Raw genomic sequence first — 15698 nt, 5'->3', positions numbered from 1 at the left:
TCAGCGCGCGTTTTCGGCATCCAGTTCGCTTCTGCGATCGATATCGACGAGCATATCGGCGGCCGCCGGCTCCACCATGTTGGCGGCGGGACCCGCCAGGATGCGCGCCCCGCGGTCGCCGTCGAGCTTGCGTAATTCTGCGAAGGACGCGCTATCGAAGGCAGCGGGGCATCCAGCCCTGCCGTCGGACTGTCGGGTGAAAAGCGGTCCACTCGCTTGAGCGAGCGTGCGCAAGTGCGACGCTGTAACCTTGGGCATATCCGCAAGGGCAATCACCACGCGCTCGTGAGCCTGTGCGGCCGCTACCCCGGCCGCGATCGAGGTGCCCATGCCTCGCTCGGCCTCGGCATTTAGCACCCGATTCCACCGGGCGTCCGGCGCGATCGAACTGTGCGGCGCCATCACGATGTAAAGATGCTGAAAGCCTGCTTTTTCGGCAGCCGTCGCAGCCCACGCCCACAGCGGTTTGCCCCTGAATTCGGCCGCAAGCTTGTCGCCGCCAAACCTCTCGCTGCGACCGGCGGCGAGAAGGATTAGCGCGATGCCGGGATCAAGCGGTGTCATGCAGTCTTTCGTAGCCAGAAACGACTTCGGCGAGCGCGGAAAGAGCCAGAGCCTGCGGCGTCTTGCAGGACGGGATGAGCCCCAGTGGGCTGCGAATACGCGCGATCGCTTCTTCCGTCAGACCTCTTCCCGCCAAACCGAGGGTTCGTGCGATGCGGGCATTTTCGCCCCCTTGCGCGCCGATGTAGAAGGCCTCTGACGAAAGCACCTGTTCGAGGAGCGGCAATTCCCATTCGTGATCGTGGAACAGGAAAAGACAGGCCGTCCATCGATCGGGCGTGAAGTCCTTTGCCTCCTGCCCGAGACTGAGAACGGATTTGTCATATGCCGTGACATCGATTCCGAGTGCCATCGCCAAGGCCGAGAGATATTCCAGCTCGGGCCCTTCCCCGAAGGCGGCAATGCGTAGCGAAGGCAGGTAGCGGCGCTCGGCAAGAAGCTCGTTCTCGGGCAAGGCCATGCTCGCCGGAACACGGCGATCAAGATTCGTCATGGCTTCGCGGCAACCAGCGCGCCCGGGGTCCGGATCAAGAAGGATGTCGAGGCCGCCGCCGCATGGCAGGCGGAAGTCGATGGTGTTCGATCCGGCTCCGTAGCGGATGAGCGCAGGTTTCGAGAGTTCGCGGATGTCGGCGGCAAGCTGCGCTTCGAGGCATCCGTCCGACAGGCTACCGACGGTCGAACCGTCGGGCAGGACCGCCAGTTGCGCGCCTATCCTGCGGGAGAAACTCCCCTCGACCCCGACGATGGTGCAAAGGCCAACGCCCGCTTCGCACGCTGCGGCCAGCGCCGCATGATCGGCGCTGCAGGGGGCAATCGCGGCCATCTGGTCGAGCATCAGTCCGGCATCGCCGCAAGAACGCGGTCGGGCGTCATCGGGTAATCGAAGATGCGCGCGCCGCAGGCGTTGTAGATCGCATTCGCAATCGCGGCCGCACCGCCGCACATGCCGAGTTCGCCAATGCCTTTCGCCTGGATCGGGCTGGCCGCCGGATCGCGCTCTTCCACGAGTACGACCTCGAGATCCGGGACGTCGCGATGGACCGGCACGTGATATTCCGCGAGGTCGCAGTTCACCAGGTGCCCGTCGCGCGGATCGAACTCCAACGCTTCTGTCAGGGCCACACCGATGCTCCAGGTAATTCCGCCAAGGCACTGCGAGCGGGCGGTCTTGTGGTTGAGCACACGGCCGAACCCGAAGGCACCCAGCATCCGGTCGACGCGGGTTTCACCCGTGAAACGGTTCACCCTGACCTGCGCAAAGAACGCGCCGAAGCCCGAGGCGGTGAAATCGTCTTTGATGTCGCCCGGCTCGTAATGGCCTTCGCGGGACAAGTCAGCGCCATCGAGCAGCGAGACCAGGCTTTCTCCCGAGGCGGTTTTCCCGTCCTTCAGTTCGAGTTCGGTTTCACCGACACCGAGGCGCTGGCCCAGTTCTTCGCGGATCGCCTTGCACGCGATGTAGACCGCCGATCCGATGGAAGCCGCACCCCAGCTGCCGCCAGATCCGGGCCCGCGCGGATGCTTCGTATCGCCAAGTTCGACCAGCACTTGCTGAGGTTCGAGGCCCAGCATTTCACCGGCCAGCTGGGCGAGGATCGTGTAGGTCCCCGTACCGATATCGGTCATGTCCGTCTCTACAACGGCAGTGCCGTCGGCTTTCAGCGTGACGCGTGACTTGGCCTCGGCGATATTGTGGACGCGTGCGGCGCTCGCCATGCCGGTGCCCACCCACCATTCGCCCTCGCACGTGTGGCGCGGACTGCGGGGTCCGCTGTTCCAACCGAACGCGTCGGCCCCCTGCCTGAGGCATTCGGCCAGCTTGTGCGACGAGAAAGGCAGGCCCTCTTCCGGGTCCTCTTCGGGAATGTTCTTCAGGCGCAGTTCGACCGGATCGATACCCGCTTTCTCGGCCAGTACATCCATGGCCCCTTCGAGCGCCGGCATACCGACCGCCTCGCCGGGGGCCCGGACCGATCCCGCAGTCATGCGGTGAATCCGAGCGACCTCGAGCGTCAGGTCACGGTTCTCGCCGCCGTAGAGGAAGTGCGAGGATTGAAGGACCGGCTCTGCAAAAGTTTCTCCGGGCAAGTTGGAGACGAGTGCGTGATGGCCGAAGCCGATCAGCTTGCCGTCCTTTTCAGCAGCCAACCTAAGGCGCTGTGTCGTTTCCGAACGGCGCATCACGCACTGGAACACCTGTTGCCGGGACATGACGACCCGGACCGGCCGCCCGACCTCCCTGGACGCAATGGCAGCCGCGACCACGTCTTCGCTGACGCCAAGTTTCGACCCGAATCCGCCACCGACGAAGCGGGAAACGAGACGAACGTTTTCTTCTTCCATTCCGAGCGCGTCGGCCAGCTCGCTGATATTGTAATTCAGCATCTGCAGCGAAGCGTAGACGGTCAGCTTGTCGCCGTCCCATTGCGCGATGGAAGCGTGCGGTTCCATCGCCGCCGAGGCATGCCCCTTCGTCGTGTAGGTAACGTCCACCGAATGGGCGGCAGTCGCCATGGCATGGTCGAGATCGCCTTGCCGGACGGTTTCATCCTCCTGCTCTTCCGCTTCGACGCCTTTGGGATCGAGCGGGGCGCCGGGATCTTCGCGATATTTAATAGGCAGATGTTTCGCCGCATCGCGAGCTTGTTCGAAGGTTTCCGCCACGACCAGGGCGATGGGCTGGCCCCAGTAACAGACTGTGCCCGGTTCCTGCTGCGGCGCCTCGTCGGCCGTGCCCTGTGCGGCGCGTGTGGTCATTGCAGGGTCGTCTATGACAGCGAGCACGCCAGGCATGGAAAGCACAGCGTCCTTGTCGATCGAGAGGACCTTGCCCCTTGTGATCGTCGACGTGACGAGCACGCCTTCGGCGCAGTCGGCTATCGGATATTCGGCGGAATAGGGGGCGGTGCCGGTCACCTTGGCCATGCCTTCGACGCGGGAGATCGACTTGCCGAGCACGCCTTGCTTCATCCCGTCGAGGCGGTTGCTGTCGTCCGGTGTGTCTTGCTTGAAATGTACGGTCATGCCGCGGCCTCCGTCGCATTCTGCAGGACGGCGTGCAGCGTTCGCCGCGCCAGCGGTATCTTGAAGTCGTTCTCGCCGAACCCGCGCGCATCTTCGAGAAGGATATCGGCGGCCTTGTCGAACAAGTCGTCGGAAGGGACCTTGCCAATCAGGGCCTCGCCGATCCGGGGATCATGCCATGGCTTGTGGGCCAGCCCGCCGAAAGCGAGATCGGCGCGGGTGAACTTGCCATCCTCGATCTCGACGACGGCAGCCACCGAAACGAGCGCAAATGCATAGGATGAACGTTCGCGCACCTTGCGATAGATCTGGGTGCCGCCGACAGGTGCGGGCAAGGTCACTGCCGTGATGAGCTCTCCCTCTTCCAGCACGTTTTCGCGCCAGGGCGTTTCGCCGGGAAGGCAATGGAAATCGCGAACCGGCACCGTGCATGTACCCCCGTCCGGCTTGGCAATCTCGACCTGCGCATCGAGCGCGCTGAGGGCGACCGCCATGTCCCCGGGATAGGTTGCGATGCATTGATCGCTCGTCCCGAGCACCGCGTGCAACTTTGCAATACCGTCGATCGCGCCGCAGCCGCTTCCCGGTTCGCGTTTGTTGCAGGGCTGGTCGATGTTCGTGAAGTAGAAGCAGCGTGTGCGCTGGCACAAATTGCCGCCGGTGGTGGCCTTGTTGCGCAATTGCTGGGTTGCCCCGGCCAGGATCGCGCGTGTCAGAACCGGGTAGTCGGAGCGGACCCGCGGGTGAACGGCGGTTTCCGTATTGGACGCCAAGGCGCCAATCGAGAGGCCGCCGTCGTCAGTGTCCTCGATCCCGCCAAAGCCGATGCGGTTGATGTCGGCGAGCGTTTCTGGAGTTTCGACCTGCAGTTTCATGAGGTCCAGCAGGTTGGTCCCGCCCGCTATGGCAAGGGCGGTGTCGTCATGTGTAAGCTGCGCGGCGTCGTCCAGCGTCCTCGCCCGGGTGTAGGAAAACGGTCTCATGCGCTCTCCCCCGCCACTTCGCTTATGGCCGCCACGATGTTGGCATAGGCGCCGCAGCGGCACAGATTGCCGCTCATCCGTTCGCGGATTTCCTCGCCGGTAGCTGCCATTTTGCCATCGAGGCTTTCGCTCGCATCGCTCGGCCAGTTGTTGGCGATTTCCTGAAGCATGGCCGTTGCCGAACAGATCTGCCCGGGCGTGCAATAGCCGCATTGGAACCCGTCATGTTCGAGGAATGCTTTCTGGAGCGCCGATGGACTGTCGGGCGTGCCCAGACCTTCGATCGTCGTGACCTCGTCACCGTCATGCATGGCTGCCAGAGTTAGGCAGCTGTTGATCCGGATGCCGTTGACGATGACCGTGCAGGCGCCGCACTGGCCATGGTCGCATCCCTTCTTCGTGCCCGTCAGCCCGAGATCGTGGCGGAGGAAATCGAGCAGCGAGGTTCGCGGATCTGACGGCAGGCCGTGCTGCTCGCCGTTGACGGAAATAGTATCGGACACAATCGCCTCCTTTGCCTTCCCAACTATCGGGAAGCCGGGGGTGTCCGATGATTGCGAAAAAAGTTTGCGGGAGCGGCCCGAAGAATGACAGGCCTCGTTAGGCGCCAGCGCTCCTCCGGTTCAGGCAGCGCTAGCGATCATGACCCGTGCGCTGTCATCGAACGCGACATCGGCAAGCGTGTCGGCAAGCGCGCTCTGGCCGGGTTCGACCCGGCTGTCGCCGATTGCGACCGCCCCGGACAGGGGCATGACCTGAACGGTGCCGGTAAAGCGGGGCGCAATCTCCTGTGAAGGCTGCCCGATGACCTGCGCGAGGGTGAAGCGGGGACCATCGACGAGCATCATCTCGCAATCCGCGGGGACCGTTCGTGCCAGCTCGTCTGGGTAGGGGAGGCCCTTGGCGACTTTCAGGCCTTCGGCGAGGTGCAGCTCGCGCGGGCGCCCGTAATCATAGAGACGATAGGTTATGTCGGTGTTCTCCTGCACCTCCAGCAAGGTCAGTCCCGCACCGATAGCGTGCACGGTGCCTGCCGGGATGTAAAAGAAATCGCCGCTGCTGACCTCGCGCCAGTGGAGCAGGTCCTCGATCGTGCCATCGAGTGCCGCAGCACGCATCTCGCCTTCGGATACTTCGCGGACGAAGCCCATTGCCAGTTTTGCTCCAGGCTCGGCATTGAGGATGAGCCAGCATTCTTCCTTGCCCCGTCCGGTCGGGCTGGCTTCGGCCGGCGGATGAACCTGAACCGACAGCTTTTCGCTGGTGAAAAGGTATTTCACGAGGAGACCGTCCATCGATGTCGCAGGTTCGAACCAGATTTCGCCGATGCGCGTGGATCGGTCGTCCAAGGCAAACGGCGCGGGGAGGCTGTCCATGCCCCACACTTTCTCGACGGTCTTGATCGGCAGATGGCCCGAACTCATTGGTTCGCAGCCCCATCCAGCTTGCCGACTTCCTGCGCGTGATCGCGATTGAGGACGAGTATCTCGTCACCGTCGACGACCACGATGGCATTGTCAAAACCGACCAGCGAAACTCGCGGACCGTCGGTATCGATCATCACGGACTTTGCCGATTTGACCTCGGCAGGACCGGAGACGACGTTCTCGCCGCCACCTTGGGCTGCGCGCGCCTCGAAGAGCGCATTCCAGTCGCCGATGTCGGACCAGCCCATGTCGGCTGCAACGACTGCGGCCTGTGCCGTGTTTTCCATCACGGCGTAGTCGACGCTTTCGCCAGCGATGGCGCCGAAATGGCCTGCGTCGGGATCGAAGCGCCCGTCCGTCCAGCTGCCACCTTCCACAGAGGCTGCGACCGCCTTAGCCATCTCCGGCCGGTGCTTTGCCAGCTCGTCGAGGAATGTGCCCGCCTGAAACGCGAAAATGCCGCCGTTCCAGACATAATCGCCCGATGCGAGAAACTCGCGTGCGCGATCGAGGTCGGGTTTTTCCACGAACCGTTCGATCCGGTGACCGTCGCCCAATGCGTTGCCGAGCTTGATGTAGCCGTAACCCGTTGCAGGTCGATCGGGCGCGATGCCGAAGCTGACCAGATTGCCGTCAGCGGCCAGCGATGCGGCTTTCTTGGCACCGGCAAGGAAGGCCGCTTCATCGGCGATGTGATGGTCGCTGGGGCATACGAGCATGATGGCCTCGCGCGGCAGGAGGCTGGCGGCAAGGGCGATGGCCGGTGCGGTATTCTTCGCGGCCGGTTCGACGACAAGCCGGTGCTGTCCCGCCTGCTCGGTGATGAAACGCGTATGCGCTTCGCCCGCGACGATCATGGGCTGTGCGAAAGAGGCCGTATCCGAGACACGATCCAGCGCCTGCTGGAACAGCGTGCGATCGCCGAGCAGGGGGAGAAAGGGCTTCGGGTAGCTGCGGCGGCTGCGCGGCCACAAGCGCGTGCCGCTCCCGCCGCTGAGAATGATGGGATGGATCATCGACATGATTGCGCGGCGACTAGCAGCGCATCATCGGCAAGTCATCGTTTACTTGCCTTCGATTGCAAGCATTCGTTACGGCGTCGAAGATGTTCTCTCCCAAGCTCTCCATCTTCGCCCGCCTGCCTGTGCCGGGAGAGGTGAAGACGCGCCTCATTCCCGCATTGGGGCCCAAGGGGGCTGCGCGGATCTATGCGCGATTGCTTGCTCACACGGTGCAGGTTGCAAAGGACAGCGGGCTGGATTTCGAACTGCGGGTCACCGGCGGCGAGATCGCGGCCTTCCACGATCTTTTCGGAGCCGACACCGCAGTGGTCGACCAGGGGGAGGGCGACCTGGGCGATAAAATGGCCGCTGTCGAAGGGCCTGCATTGCTGATCGGCAGCGATTGCCCCGGCATCAGCGTGCCCTTGCTGCAGGCGGCGGCCGGAGCGCTCGAGGATCGCAGCGTTGTCCTGGGGCCGGCGAACGATGGTGGCTATTACCTTATCGGCTTTCGCGAGAGCATGCCGTTCCTCTTCGACAATATGGAATGGTCCACCCCAAAGGTCCTGCCGGAAACGCTCGTGCGGCTGGCGGCGCGCGGTATCGGACCGGCAATCCTACCCGAACTGGCCGATATAGATACCGCCGAAGACTTGGCAGCGTGGCCGGAATACGAATGAGCACAACGCTTCTCGTGCCGGTGCTCGACGAGGCCAAGGCCCTTCCGGCGCTGGTCGCCCGTTTCGCCGAACTCGAGCCGCGTCCGGCCGAAATCCTGCTTGTCGATGGAGGTAGCGCCGACGGGACGGTACAGATCGCGAAAGACGCGGGATGGCGTATCCTCTCTGCCGAACGAGGGCGTGCCAGGCAGATCAACGCCGGCGTCGAAGCGGCGACATCCGAGAACGTATGTGTCGTTCACGCCGATACCTTGCCGCCGCGCGATATGATCGAGGTTATCGAGAATACCTTGGCGGATCGCCGTATTGCTCTTGCCAGTTTCACACCGGTCATTCGTGGACCCGAAAAAACGCGTTGGGGCACCACCGTGCATAATTGGGCCAAGACCTGGTACGCGCCCCTGCTGACGCGGCCGCATCGCTTCTTCCAGGGCGTACGCCTGCTGTTCGGCGATCATGCGATGTTTTTCCGGCGAGCCGACTTTCTGACCATAGGGGGCTGCACGCCCGGCGATGCGGTGATGGAAGAGGCCGATCTCTGCGTGAAGTTCGCGCGCCTCGGCAAGGTGCGCATGGTGCCGCGAAAGGTCTATACCTCGGACCGACGCATAGCCGAGTGGGGCGCGCTCAAGGCGAACTGGATCTACTTCAAGGTCGGGATGCTCTGGGCATTCGGCCTGCGTTCGCGGATGGCGAAACACTATCCCGACGTGCGTTAGTCCGAGGTCAGGAAGCCTACTTCGATACAGTGATCGATGAGGCTGCGGATATAGGCGCGGCCGGTTTGCGGACATTGCATGCCCAGGACCTCGCGCACATTCGCATCGTCGAAATGGGGGTCGCGTTGAAAGTAACTGGCGTAGAGGCCGGCTACCCGTTTGAACAAGCGTCTCTCCAAGGCAGGCAAAGTGGCGGGGTCGAACGCACTGGGTTCGACCAGTTCGGGCTCGTGAAATTGCGCGAATTCGCCAATCGCGCCGGTGAAATCCGTGACTGGCAGGGGCTGGGCCGAAACGAGATGGAAAGTCTTGCCTGCGGCCTGCTCCATCGCGTGCGCTAGAGCCAATATGCCAGCAGCGACATGATCGATAGGCACGAAGTCGAGCGTTGCGCCCGCCCGTGCGGGCATGTGCTTCACCCGCCCTTCCGCGATCAGCTTGAAGGCGGCGTACGTGGTGTCGAACTGGCGGATCGCGCCGCTCTCGTACGCGCCGACCACGATCGACGGACGCGCGATCGCCCATCTCAAGTCGGAAGCGCGCACGAGCCGCTCTCCGGCAGCCTTGCTCGCTTCGTATCCGTTGGCAAAACCGGCCTCCGGCAAGGGGTCGCCTTCGAGGATTGCGCCGTCGCGCCTGCCGCAAACATAGGCGGTCGAGACGTGGAGGAAGTCCATTCCGCCCTGCCGGGCAAGCGCCAGCGCGTGCTTCGTGCCGTCAACATTGACGGCGGCATAGTCCGCCTCGTCGAGGTCGAAGCGCACCGTCGCCGCGCAATGCACCAGGAGGTCATGGCTGGCGGCTAATCGGGCAAACTCGCTCTCTTCCCATCCGAAGCGGGGCACAGAGACGTCGCCAGCAATAGTCGCAATATCGACCGGCGAGCCATCGTTTGCGCGAATGTCGCGATTGCGATGCACCAGTCCTGTGACCTCATGGCCCTCACGCGCCAAGCGCGCGCAGATCTCGCCGCCGAGAAGGCCGGCCGCGCCCGTGACCAGCACTCTCACGTGCCGCGCTTTCGCATGTTGTAACCGATGGGATTTTTCCGCCGAATGGAAAGGAGATTGCGAGAAAGTTCGCATCTTGATCAAATTCGGTTACGGGACAAGCAATGAAATTTACACACGACGTTATCGTAATCGGAGGCGGCGCTGCCGGTCTGACGGCCGCCGGTGGGTGTGCGTTGTTCGGTCTCGAGGTAGCGTTGATCGAAGGCCGCAAGATGGGCGGCGAATGCCTCAACGATGGCTGCGTCCCGTCCAAGGCCCTGATCACTGCCGCAAAGCGTGCTGCCGAGGCGCGCGAAAGCGAACGCTACGGCGTTACGCTCGCCGCGCCCAAGGTCGATTGGCGCGGGGTACAGCAGCATATCCGCGATGCCATCGCCGCGATCGAGCCGCATGACAGCGAAGAACGCTTCGAGGAAATGGGCTGCGAAGTCATCCGCGACTGGGCGCGCGTCACAGGGCCGCAAACCGTCGAGGTTGCCGGGCGCACGCTGAGTGCACCGCGGATCGTCATCGCAACCGGTTCCAAGCCTGCCGTGCCGCCCATCGATGGCGTCGAAGGCGTCCCCTACCTCACCAATGAGAATATCTTCGAGATCGAGGAATTGCCCGAGCATCTCGTGATCGTGGGTGGCGGCGTCATCGGGATGGAGATGGCGCAGGCTTTCCGGCGCCTTGGCAGCGCGGTGACCGTAGTCGAGCCGGGCGAATTGATGGGCCGCGACGACCGCGACAGCGTCGCTATCGTGCGAGAAACCATGGAAGGCGAGGGCGTGCGCTTCGTCAAAGGGCTTGCTTCGGCCGTCACCGGTTCTGCCGGTGCGGTGGAGCTGACGGTCGGTGACGAAACGATCGCCGGTTCGCACCTCCTAATCGCCACCGGACGGAAGGCGAACTGCACGGGCTTTGGCCTGGAAGATATCGGTGTCGAGATGGGCAAGGGCGGGATCGTCACCGACGATCGCCGCCGCACTTCCGTGAAAGGCATCTATGCGATTGGCGATTGCCGCGACGGTCCCCGGCTGACGCACGTGTCGGGCTATGAAGGCTCCAACGTGGCGCTCGAAATCACACTCGGCGTGCCGACCAAGGTCGATTACACTGCGCTTCCCTGGTGCACCTATACCGAACCCGAAGTGGCCCAGATCGGTCTCACCGAAAGCGAAGCGCGCGCAAAGCATGGCGATGCGATCCGCGTTGTAACCGAGAGCTTCCACGACAATGAACGCGCTCTCACCGAAGGCGATGACAAGGGCCAGGTGAAGGTCATGTTCAAGGGCAAGAAGGTGGTCGGCGCCAGCCTCGTGGGCAAGAACGTGGGCGAATTGCTTCTGCCGTTCAGCCAGACGATCACCGGCAAGAGCAGCACCTTCGCGCTCGGTTCCGCGATCATTGCCTATCCCACCCGCAGCGAGATTACGAAGGCCACCGCGTTCCAAGCGTGGGAGCCGACCGTGTTCGGCCCGATCCCGAAGAAATGGGCCGGCTTCCTCGCCTCCATGCGGCGCCGACTGGGATGAGCAAGCAGGCAAGGATGCGCAATGCGCCGGCCGGACCGTCGCCATTTGCGGTTGCGGGCGACCTCTTGCCGGCGGAAAAGTTTTCCGATCCGCAATGGACGGCGAAGGGCGAGCCGCGCGCGAGCGTCCCGCTCACGAAGCTGGATACGCTGTGGCTAAACACCGGGACGCTTTGCAATCTCGCTTGCGCGACCTGCTATATCGAAAGCAGCCCGACCAACGATGCGCTGATCTACCTCGCCGCGAGTGATGCCACCCGCTTCCTCGACGAGGCGGAGGCGATGGGCACGCGCGAGATCGGGTTCACCGGCGGCGAGCCCTTCATGAACCCCGATTTCCCCGCTATGCTGGAAGACAGCCTCGCCCGCGGTTTCGAGGTGCTGATCCTCACCAATGCCATGCGACCCATGCGGCGGCACGAGGCGTTGTTGCTGAAGCTGCGGGAGGCCTATGGCGACAAGCTGACCTTGCGCGTCAGTCTCGACCATCACTCGCGGACCGTTCACGAGGGAGAGCGCGGCGCAAACAGCTGGGCGCCGGCGATGGCCGGGCTCGAATGGCTATCGGCTTACGGATTTTCGATCGCTGTCGCAGGGCGCCTCCTGCCCCTTGAGGGTGAACAGGACGCGCGTATCGCCTACGCCCGTTTGTTCGAGGCCGAAGGGATAGCCATCGACGCATACGACCCGGCGCGGCTGGTCCTCTTTCCCGAGATGGATGAAGACAAGGACATCGCGGAGATCACGACGGCGTGCTGGGACATCCTCGGGAAATCGCCGTCAGACATCATGTGCGCCACCAGCCGCATGGTCGTGCACCGGAAAGGCGAAGACGCGCCGCAGGTGGCGGCCTGTACGCTGATCCCGCACCATCCGGAGTTCCTGCTCGGCGAGACGCTGGCAGAAGCGTCCTGCGACGTGGCGCTCAACCATCCCCATTGCGCGCGCTTTTGCGTGCTCGGCGGAGCGAGTTGCTCGGCCTAGGAGCCAATTTGTCGCATGGTCGTTGAGGGACCATGTTCTTCGATGACAAATGGCTCGATATCGCCGCGCGCGGCTCCATCCTCACTGCACTTGCCCTGGTCTGGATCGTCCTGCTGATCCGCATTGTCGGATTGCGGTCGCTATCCAAGATGACCAATTTCGACTTCGTGATGACGGTTGCACTCGGCTCGCTGCTCGCCAGCGCGAGCCAGGTTACCGAGTGGGGCGCCTACGTGCAGATCCTCGTCGGGGTGGCGATGCTGTTCATCGTGCAGGTCGCTGCGGCTCTCCTGCGAAGGCAGTCGGAAACCATCGAGGCCGCCATCCAGAACTGCCCCGTCTACCTAATGCGCGACGGCGTGATCGACGAAGAGGCGCTTGCCAAGACGCGCGTTGCGCATAGCGACCTGATCGCGAAATTGCGCGAGGCCAATGTCATGCATTTCGACGAGGTGCGCGCAGTCGTGCTGGAGGCGACCGGCGACGTGTCGGTCCTGCACGGCAAGGCGCTCGATGAACGCCTCACCCAGGATGTAGAGGAAGCCTAGAGCGTCTTCTTGTCGAGGTATTTCGCCAGCGCCACGCCGCCCGTGATCAGGAACGGCACCAGAACGATGCTCAGCGCGACCTTGGCGAGCACTTGCCCGATCAGCAGCGGTGTAATGTCGAACTGGCCGTAGAAGGCCAGGGTCACGAAGATCACCGAATCGATGGCCTGGCTCAGCGCCGAAGCGATGGCGCCGCGCGCCATGAGACCAAGCGTATTGGCCTCGCCGCTTCCACGCAGGCGCGAGAAAATCCACACATTGAGGAGGAGCGAGACGATATAGGCTGCAGGACCCGCAGCCATGATCCGCGGCGTTTGCGCCAGCACGGTGTTGAACGCGTCGAGATCGGTGCTGCGATACTCGAGCATTTCAGGCGATGCCGGAAGCGACAGGACCAGGAAGATCAGGGCGGCAGACACAGCCAGCGGGAGGAAGCCCCACCACACCAGCCTGCGCGCCAGCTTCTCTCCGTAGAGCTGGGCGATCGTGCTCGAAATCACGACCAGACCCAGGAACGCAAAGATACCCGATTCGACCGCCAGCTGGGTCGGCCACAGCTGCACCTGCTTGAAGGCAAGAACGCCCGCGATAACGGTCAGGCCGCCATACAGCACGAGGAATACGAACAGGCCCAGCGGCATCGCTGCTGCGGCAAGGCGGGTTTCATTAGCCGGGTGGTCGGTCATGTCTGGATTGGGGCCGATCTTTACAAACTGGTGACAGCCGAAGCTGGCGGAGCGCGCGAAAATTGACTAAGCGGAGCCGCCGCGCAAGGTAGCGGCTAATTTCATCCGCAACTAGTCGCATCGCGAAGGGGTCCGCAATGCCGCCTTTCCTTATCAATGCTATCGGTATCCTTGCGATACTTTTCATCGCCTTCCTGCTTTCGACCGGCAAGCGGCGCATCAAGCTGCGCGTCGTCGGGGCCGCCTTCGCGCTCCAGGCGCTGATGGCGCTACTGGTCCTGCGCACGCCCTGGGGTGTCGAGGCGATCCAGGCGATGTCCAACGGCGTCATTGCCCTGCTCGATTATTCGAAGGCCGGTATCACCGCGATCTTCGGTCCGATGGATGCGAACCCCTTCACCAATACCTTCGTGATTGCCGCTCTTCCGGTCATCATCTTCTTCGCAGCGCTGGTGTCGATCCTCTATCACTGGGGCATCATGCAGCGCCTGGTCCGCTGGGTCGGCGGCGCGATTGGCTGGATTACCGGCATCAGCAAGGTCGAAGCGCTCGGCAGCGCGGCCAACATCTTCGTCGGCCAGTCCGAAAGCCCGCTGGTCGTGCGTCCCTATCTCGCGTCGCTGACGCCAAGCCGCCTGTTCACGCTGATGAGCGTCGGTATGGCAGGTGTCGCGGGTACGATCCTGGCAGCCTATGCCAGCTTCATCGGTGCCGAAGCCGTACCGTTCCTTCTCGCGGCTGCCTTCATGTCCGCGCCGGGCGGCATCCTGATGGCCAAGATCATCATGCCCGACGACGAAAGCGATCTTGCAAAAGACGCGGCGGAACTGGCCGAAGTGAAATTGCCCGATGCGCGCATCAGCGCTGAAGGCCCTGCCGCCCTCACCGAAAGCGGACGCCCGCACGAAGTCGAAGTGGCAGAGACCTTCGAGGAAGGCCACAAGCCGGCGAACGTCATTGAAGCTGCCGCGCAGGGTACCCAAACCGGTGTGAAGCTGGCGGTGGCCGTCGGTGCGATGGTCATGGTCTTCGTGGCGCTGGTTGCGCTGGCCAATGGCATCCTCGGCGGTATCGGCGGCTGGTTCGGCCATCCCGACATCAGCTTCCAGCAATTGCTGGGCTTCGTTTTCGCGCCGGTCATGTACCTCATCGGTATTCCATGGGAACAGGCCGGTGCTGCAGGCGGACTGTTCGGTACCAAGATCGTGCTCAACGAATTCGTCGCCTTCATCGAGCTTGGCGCAATGGATGCTGCAACCCTGACCGACCGCAGCCGCGCCATCGTGACTTTCGCGCTGTGCGGTTTCGCCAATTTCAGCTCCATCGCGATCCAGATGGCAGTGACGGGCGGCCTTGCGCCAAATCAAAGACCCGTCATCGCAAAGCTCGGTATCCGCGCGCTTGCCGCCGGTAGCCTTGCCAATCTGATGAGCGCAGCACTGGCGGGACTCTTCCTGCCGTATTAAGGGCCGCATTCATTATGACCGACTCGAACACCGACATTGCGGTTGTGTCCCTGGCACAGCCGCTCGCATCCATTGCCGACGAACTTGGCCGCAGCTTCCAGGAATACGGCTTCGCCGTCGTCCGCGATCACGGCATCCCGCAGGACCTGATCGACCGGGCCGAAGAACTGTCGAAGCAGTTCTTTGCCCTGCCCGACGACGTGAAGAAGGCCTATCACATCCCGGGCGGCGGCGGTGCGCGCGGCTACACGCCCTTCGGCACGGAAAAGGCCAAGGACGCCAATGTCCACGATTTGAAGGAATTCTGGCACGTTGGACGCGAACTGCCCGAAGGCCATCCGCTCTCGCAATTCATGGCCGACAATGTCTGGCCGAGCGAAGTGGACGGTTTCCGCCAGACCTTCAGTGAACTCTACTCCGCATTCGAAGAAGCGGGCGGCCGCGTCCTCGAAGCGATCGCATTGCATCTCGGCCTGCCGCAGGATTTCTTTGCTGCGACCGTGGAAGACGGCAACTCGGTAATGCGCCTGCTGCGCTATCCGCCGCTTGAAGGCAAAGAGGCGGAAGGCGCCATTCGCGCGGCTGCTCATGGTGACATCAACACTATCACGCTCCTCCTCGGGGCAGAAGAGGCCGGTCTCGAATTGCTGACCAAGCAGGACGAATGGAAGGCCGTCGACGTGCCCGAAGGCGCGCTGGTCATCAATGTCGGCGACATGCTCGACCGGCTGACCAACGGCAAGCTGCGCTCGACGACGCACCGCGTGGTCAATCCGCGTGGCGAAGCGGCGTACCGGGCACGCTATTCGATGCCTTTCTTCCTGCATTTCCGTCCCGATTACACGATCGAGACGCTGGAAAGCTGCATCGATCCGGACAACCCGGACGCGCACCCCGAACCGATATCGAGCCATGATTTCCTCATGCAGCGCCTGCGCGAGATCAATCTGGCCTGATTGCTGCGTTGCAGCAATTTTCGGAGCGGGATTTGCACCGCCACACATCAATTCATAAAATTTTCCCCGGTGGTGCAATTTTGCAACGCACCTAAGCGACTGTTTTAACAGCGTTTAATGGCGAGTGT

Annotated in this window: 16 protein-coding genes; 7 read left to right on the top strand and 9 right to left on the bottom strand. The window is 62.9% G+C overall.

From position 1 onward, the window contains the following. From LCM24_RS04115 to LCM24_RS04085, 7 genes are all read right to left on the bottom strand, one after another. On the bottom strand, positions 1-564 hold the full coding sequence (locus LCM24_RS04115) for an NTP transferase domain-containing protein (RefSeq protein WP_224802859.1): 564 nt from the start codon (positions 562-564) through the stop codon (positions 1-3). Beyond that, positions 551-1402, bottom strand: a complete 852-nt coding sequence (locus LCM24_RS04110) for an XdhC family protein (protein WP_224802858.1) — start codon at positions 1400-1402, stop codon at positions 551-553. The genes LCM24_RS04115 and LCM24_RS04110 overlap by 14 nt, the downstream gene beginning before the upstream one ends. Next, positions 1402-3591, bottom strand: coding sequence for a xanthine dehydrogenase family protein molybdopterin-binding subunit (locus tag LCM24_RS04105; RefSeq protein ID WP_224802857.1), 2190 nt, complete (start codon positions 3589-3591; stop codon positions 1402-1404). Before LCM24_RS04105 ends, LCM24_RS04110 begins: the two co-directional genes overlap by 1 nt. Continuing rightward, positions 3588-4574 (bottom strand): FAD binding domain-containing protein, encoded by a 987-nt coding sequence (locus LCM24_RS04100; protein ID WP_224802856.1) that lies wholly within the window; start codon positions 4572-4574, stop codon positions 3588-3590. Before LCM24_RS04100 ends, LCM24_RS04105 begins: the two co-directional genes overlap by 4 nt. Further along, on the bottom strand, positions 4571-5077 hold the full coding sequence (locus LCM24_RS04095) for a 2Fe-2S iron-sulfur cluster-binding protein (protein WP_224802855.1): 507 nt from the start codon (positions 5075-5077) through the stop codon (positions 4571-4573). The genes LCM24_RS04100 and LCM24_RS04095 overlap by 4 nt, the downstream gene beginning before the upstream one ends. 120 nt (positions 5078-5197) lie before the next feature. Then, the gene (locus LCM24_RS04090) at positions 5198-5998 is read right to left on the bottom strand and encodes a class I mannose-6-phosphate isomerase (protein ID WP_224802854.1); all 801 of its coding nucleotides are present in this window, start codon (positions 5996-5998) and stop codon (positions 5198-5200) included. Continuing rightward, positions 5995-7023 carry a mannose-1-phosphate guanylyltransferase gene (locus LCM24_RS04085; RefSeq protein ID WP_224802853.1) on the bottom strand — a complete coding sequence of 343 codons (1029 nt, stop codon included), beginning with the start codon at positions 7021-7023 and terminating at the stop codon, positions 5995-5997. The genes LCM24_RS04090 and LCM24_RS04085 overlap by 4 nt, the downstream gene beginning before the upstream one ends. 83 nt (positions 7024-7106) lie before the next feature. Between LCM24_RS04085 and LCM24_RS04080 the strand changes: the two genes are divergently transcribed. Further along, on the top strand, positions 7107-7682 hold the full coding sequence (locus tag LCM24_RS04080) for a TIGR04282 family arsenosugar biosynthesis glycosyltransferase (protein WP_224802852.1): 576 nt from the start codon (positions 7107-7109) through the stop codon (positions 7680-7682). Continuing rightward, a complete protein-coding gene (locus LCM24_RS04075; protein WP_224802851.1) occupies positions 7679-8401 on the top strand; it encodes a glycosyltransferase in 723 nt (240 codons plus the stop codon). The genes LCM24_RS04080 and LCM24_RS04075 overlap by 4 nt, the downstream gene beginning before the upstream one ends. Here the strand turns inward: LCM24_RS04075 and LCM24_RS04070 are convergent. Beyond that, positions 8398-9411 (bottom strand): SDR family oxidoreductase, encoded by a 1014-nt coding sequence (locus LCM24_RS04070; RefSeq protein WP_224802850.1) that lies wholly within the window; start codon positions 9409-9411, stop codon positions 8398-8400. The two genes, LCM24_RS04075 and LCM24_RS04070, sit on opposite strands and share 4 nt — an antisense overlap. 104 nt (positions 9412-9515) lie before the next feature. Between LCM24_RS04070 and LCM24_RS04065 the strand changes: the two genes are divergently transcribed. Genes LCM24_RS04065 through LCM24_RS04055 form a run of 3 tightly spaced genes read left to right on the top strand, consistent with a single transcriptional unit; the run spans position 9516 to position 12462 of the window. After that, entirely contained in the window at positions 9516-10931 is a 1416-nt protein-coding gene (locus LCM24_RS04065) for a dihydrolipoyl dehydrogenase family protein (protein ID WP_224802849.1), read from the top strand. Continuing rightward, positions 10928-11914 (top strand): radical SAM protein, encoded by a 987-nt coding sequence (locus LCM24_RS04060; protein ID WP_224802848.1) that lies wholly within the window; start codon positions 10928-10930, stop codon positions 11912-11914. The genes LCM24_RS04065 and LCM24_RS04060 overlap by 4 nt, the downstream gene beginning before the upstream one ends. Before the next feature lie 32 nt (positions 11915-11946). Then, entirely contained in the window at positions 11947-12462 is a 516-nt protein-coding gene (locus LCM24_RS04055) for a DUF421 domain-containing protein (RefSeq protein WP_224802847.1), read from the top strand. On the opposite strand, the gene LCM24_RS04050 is transcribed toward LCM24_RS04055, so the two are convergent. Next, the gene (locus LCM24_RS04050) at positions 12459-13148 is read right to left on the bottom strand and encodes a queuosine precursor transporter (RefSeq protein ID WP_090476324.1); all 690 of its coding nucleotides are present in this window, start codon (positions 13146-13148) and stop codon (positions 12459-12461) included. The genes LCM24_RS04055 and LCM24_RS04050 overlap by 4 nt on opposite strands. 137 nt (positions 13149-13285) lie before the next feature. On the opposite strand from LCM24_RS04050, the gene LCM24_RS04045 reads away from it, so the two are divergent. Both LCM24_RS04045 and LCM24_RS04040 read left to right on the top strand, forming a co-directional pair. Further along, positions 13286-14614, top strand: coding sequence for a NupC/NupG family nucleoside CNT transporter (locus LCM24_RS04045; protein ID WP_224802846.1), 1329 nt, complete (start codon positions 13286-13288; stop codon positions 14612-14614). A gap of 14 nt (positions 14615-14628) precedes the next feature. Next, positions 14629-15570, top strand: coding sequence for an isopenicillin N synthase family dioxygenase (locus tag LCM24_RS04040; protein WP_224802845.1), 942 nt, complete (start codon positions 14629-14631; stop codon positions 15568-15570). Positions 15571-15698: the final 128 nt, after the last annotated feature.

Source organism: Qipengyuania aquimaris (genome assembly GCF_020171965.1).
Taxonomy (GTDB): Bacteria; Pseudomonadota; Alphaproteobacteria; order Sphingomonadales; family Sphingomonadaceae; genus Qipengyuania; species Qipengyuania aquimaris_A.
Note: the sequence above shows the minus strand (reverse complement) of the source record. Positions and strands in the feature narration are given on the sequence as shown.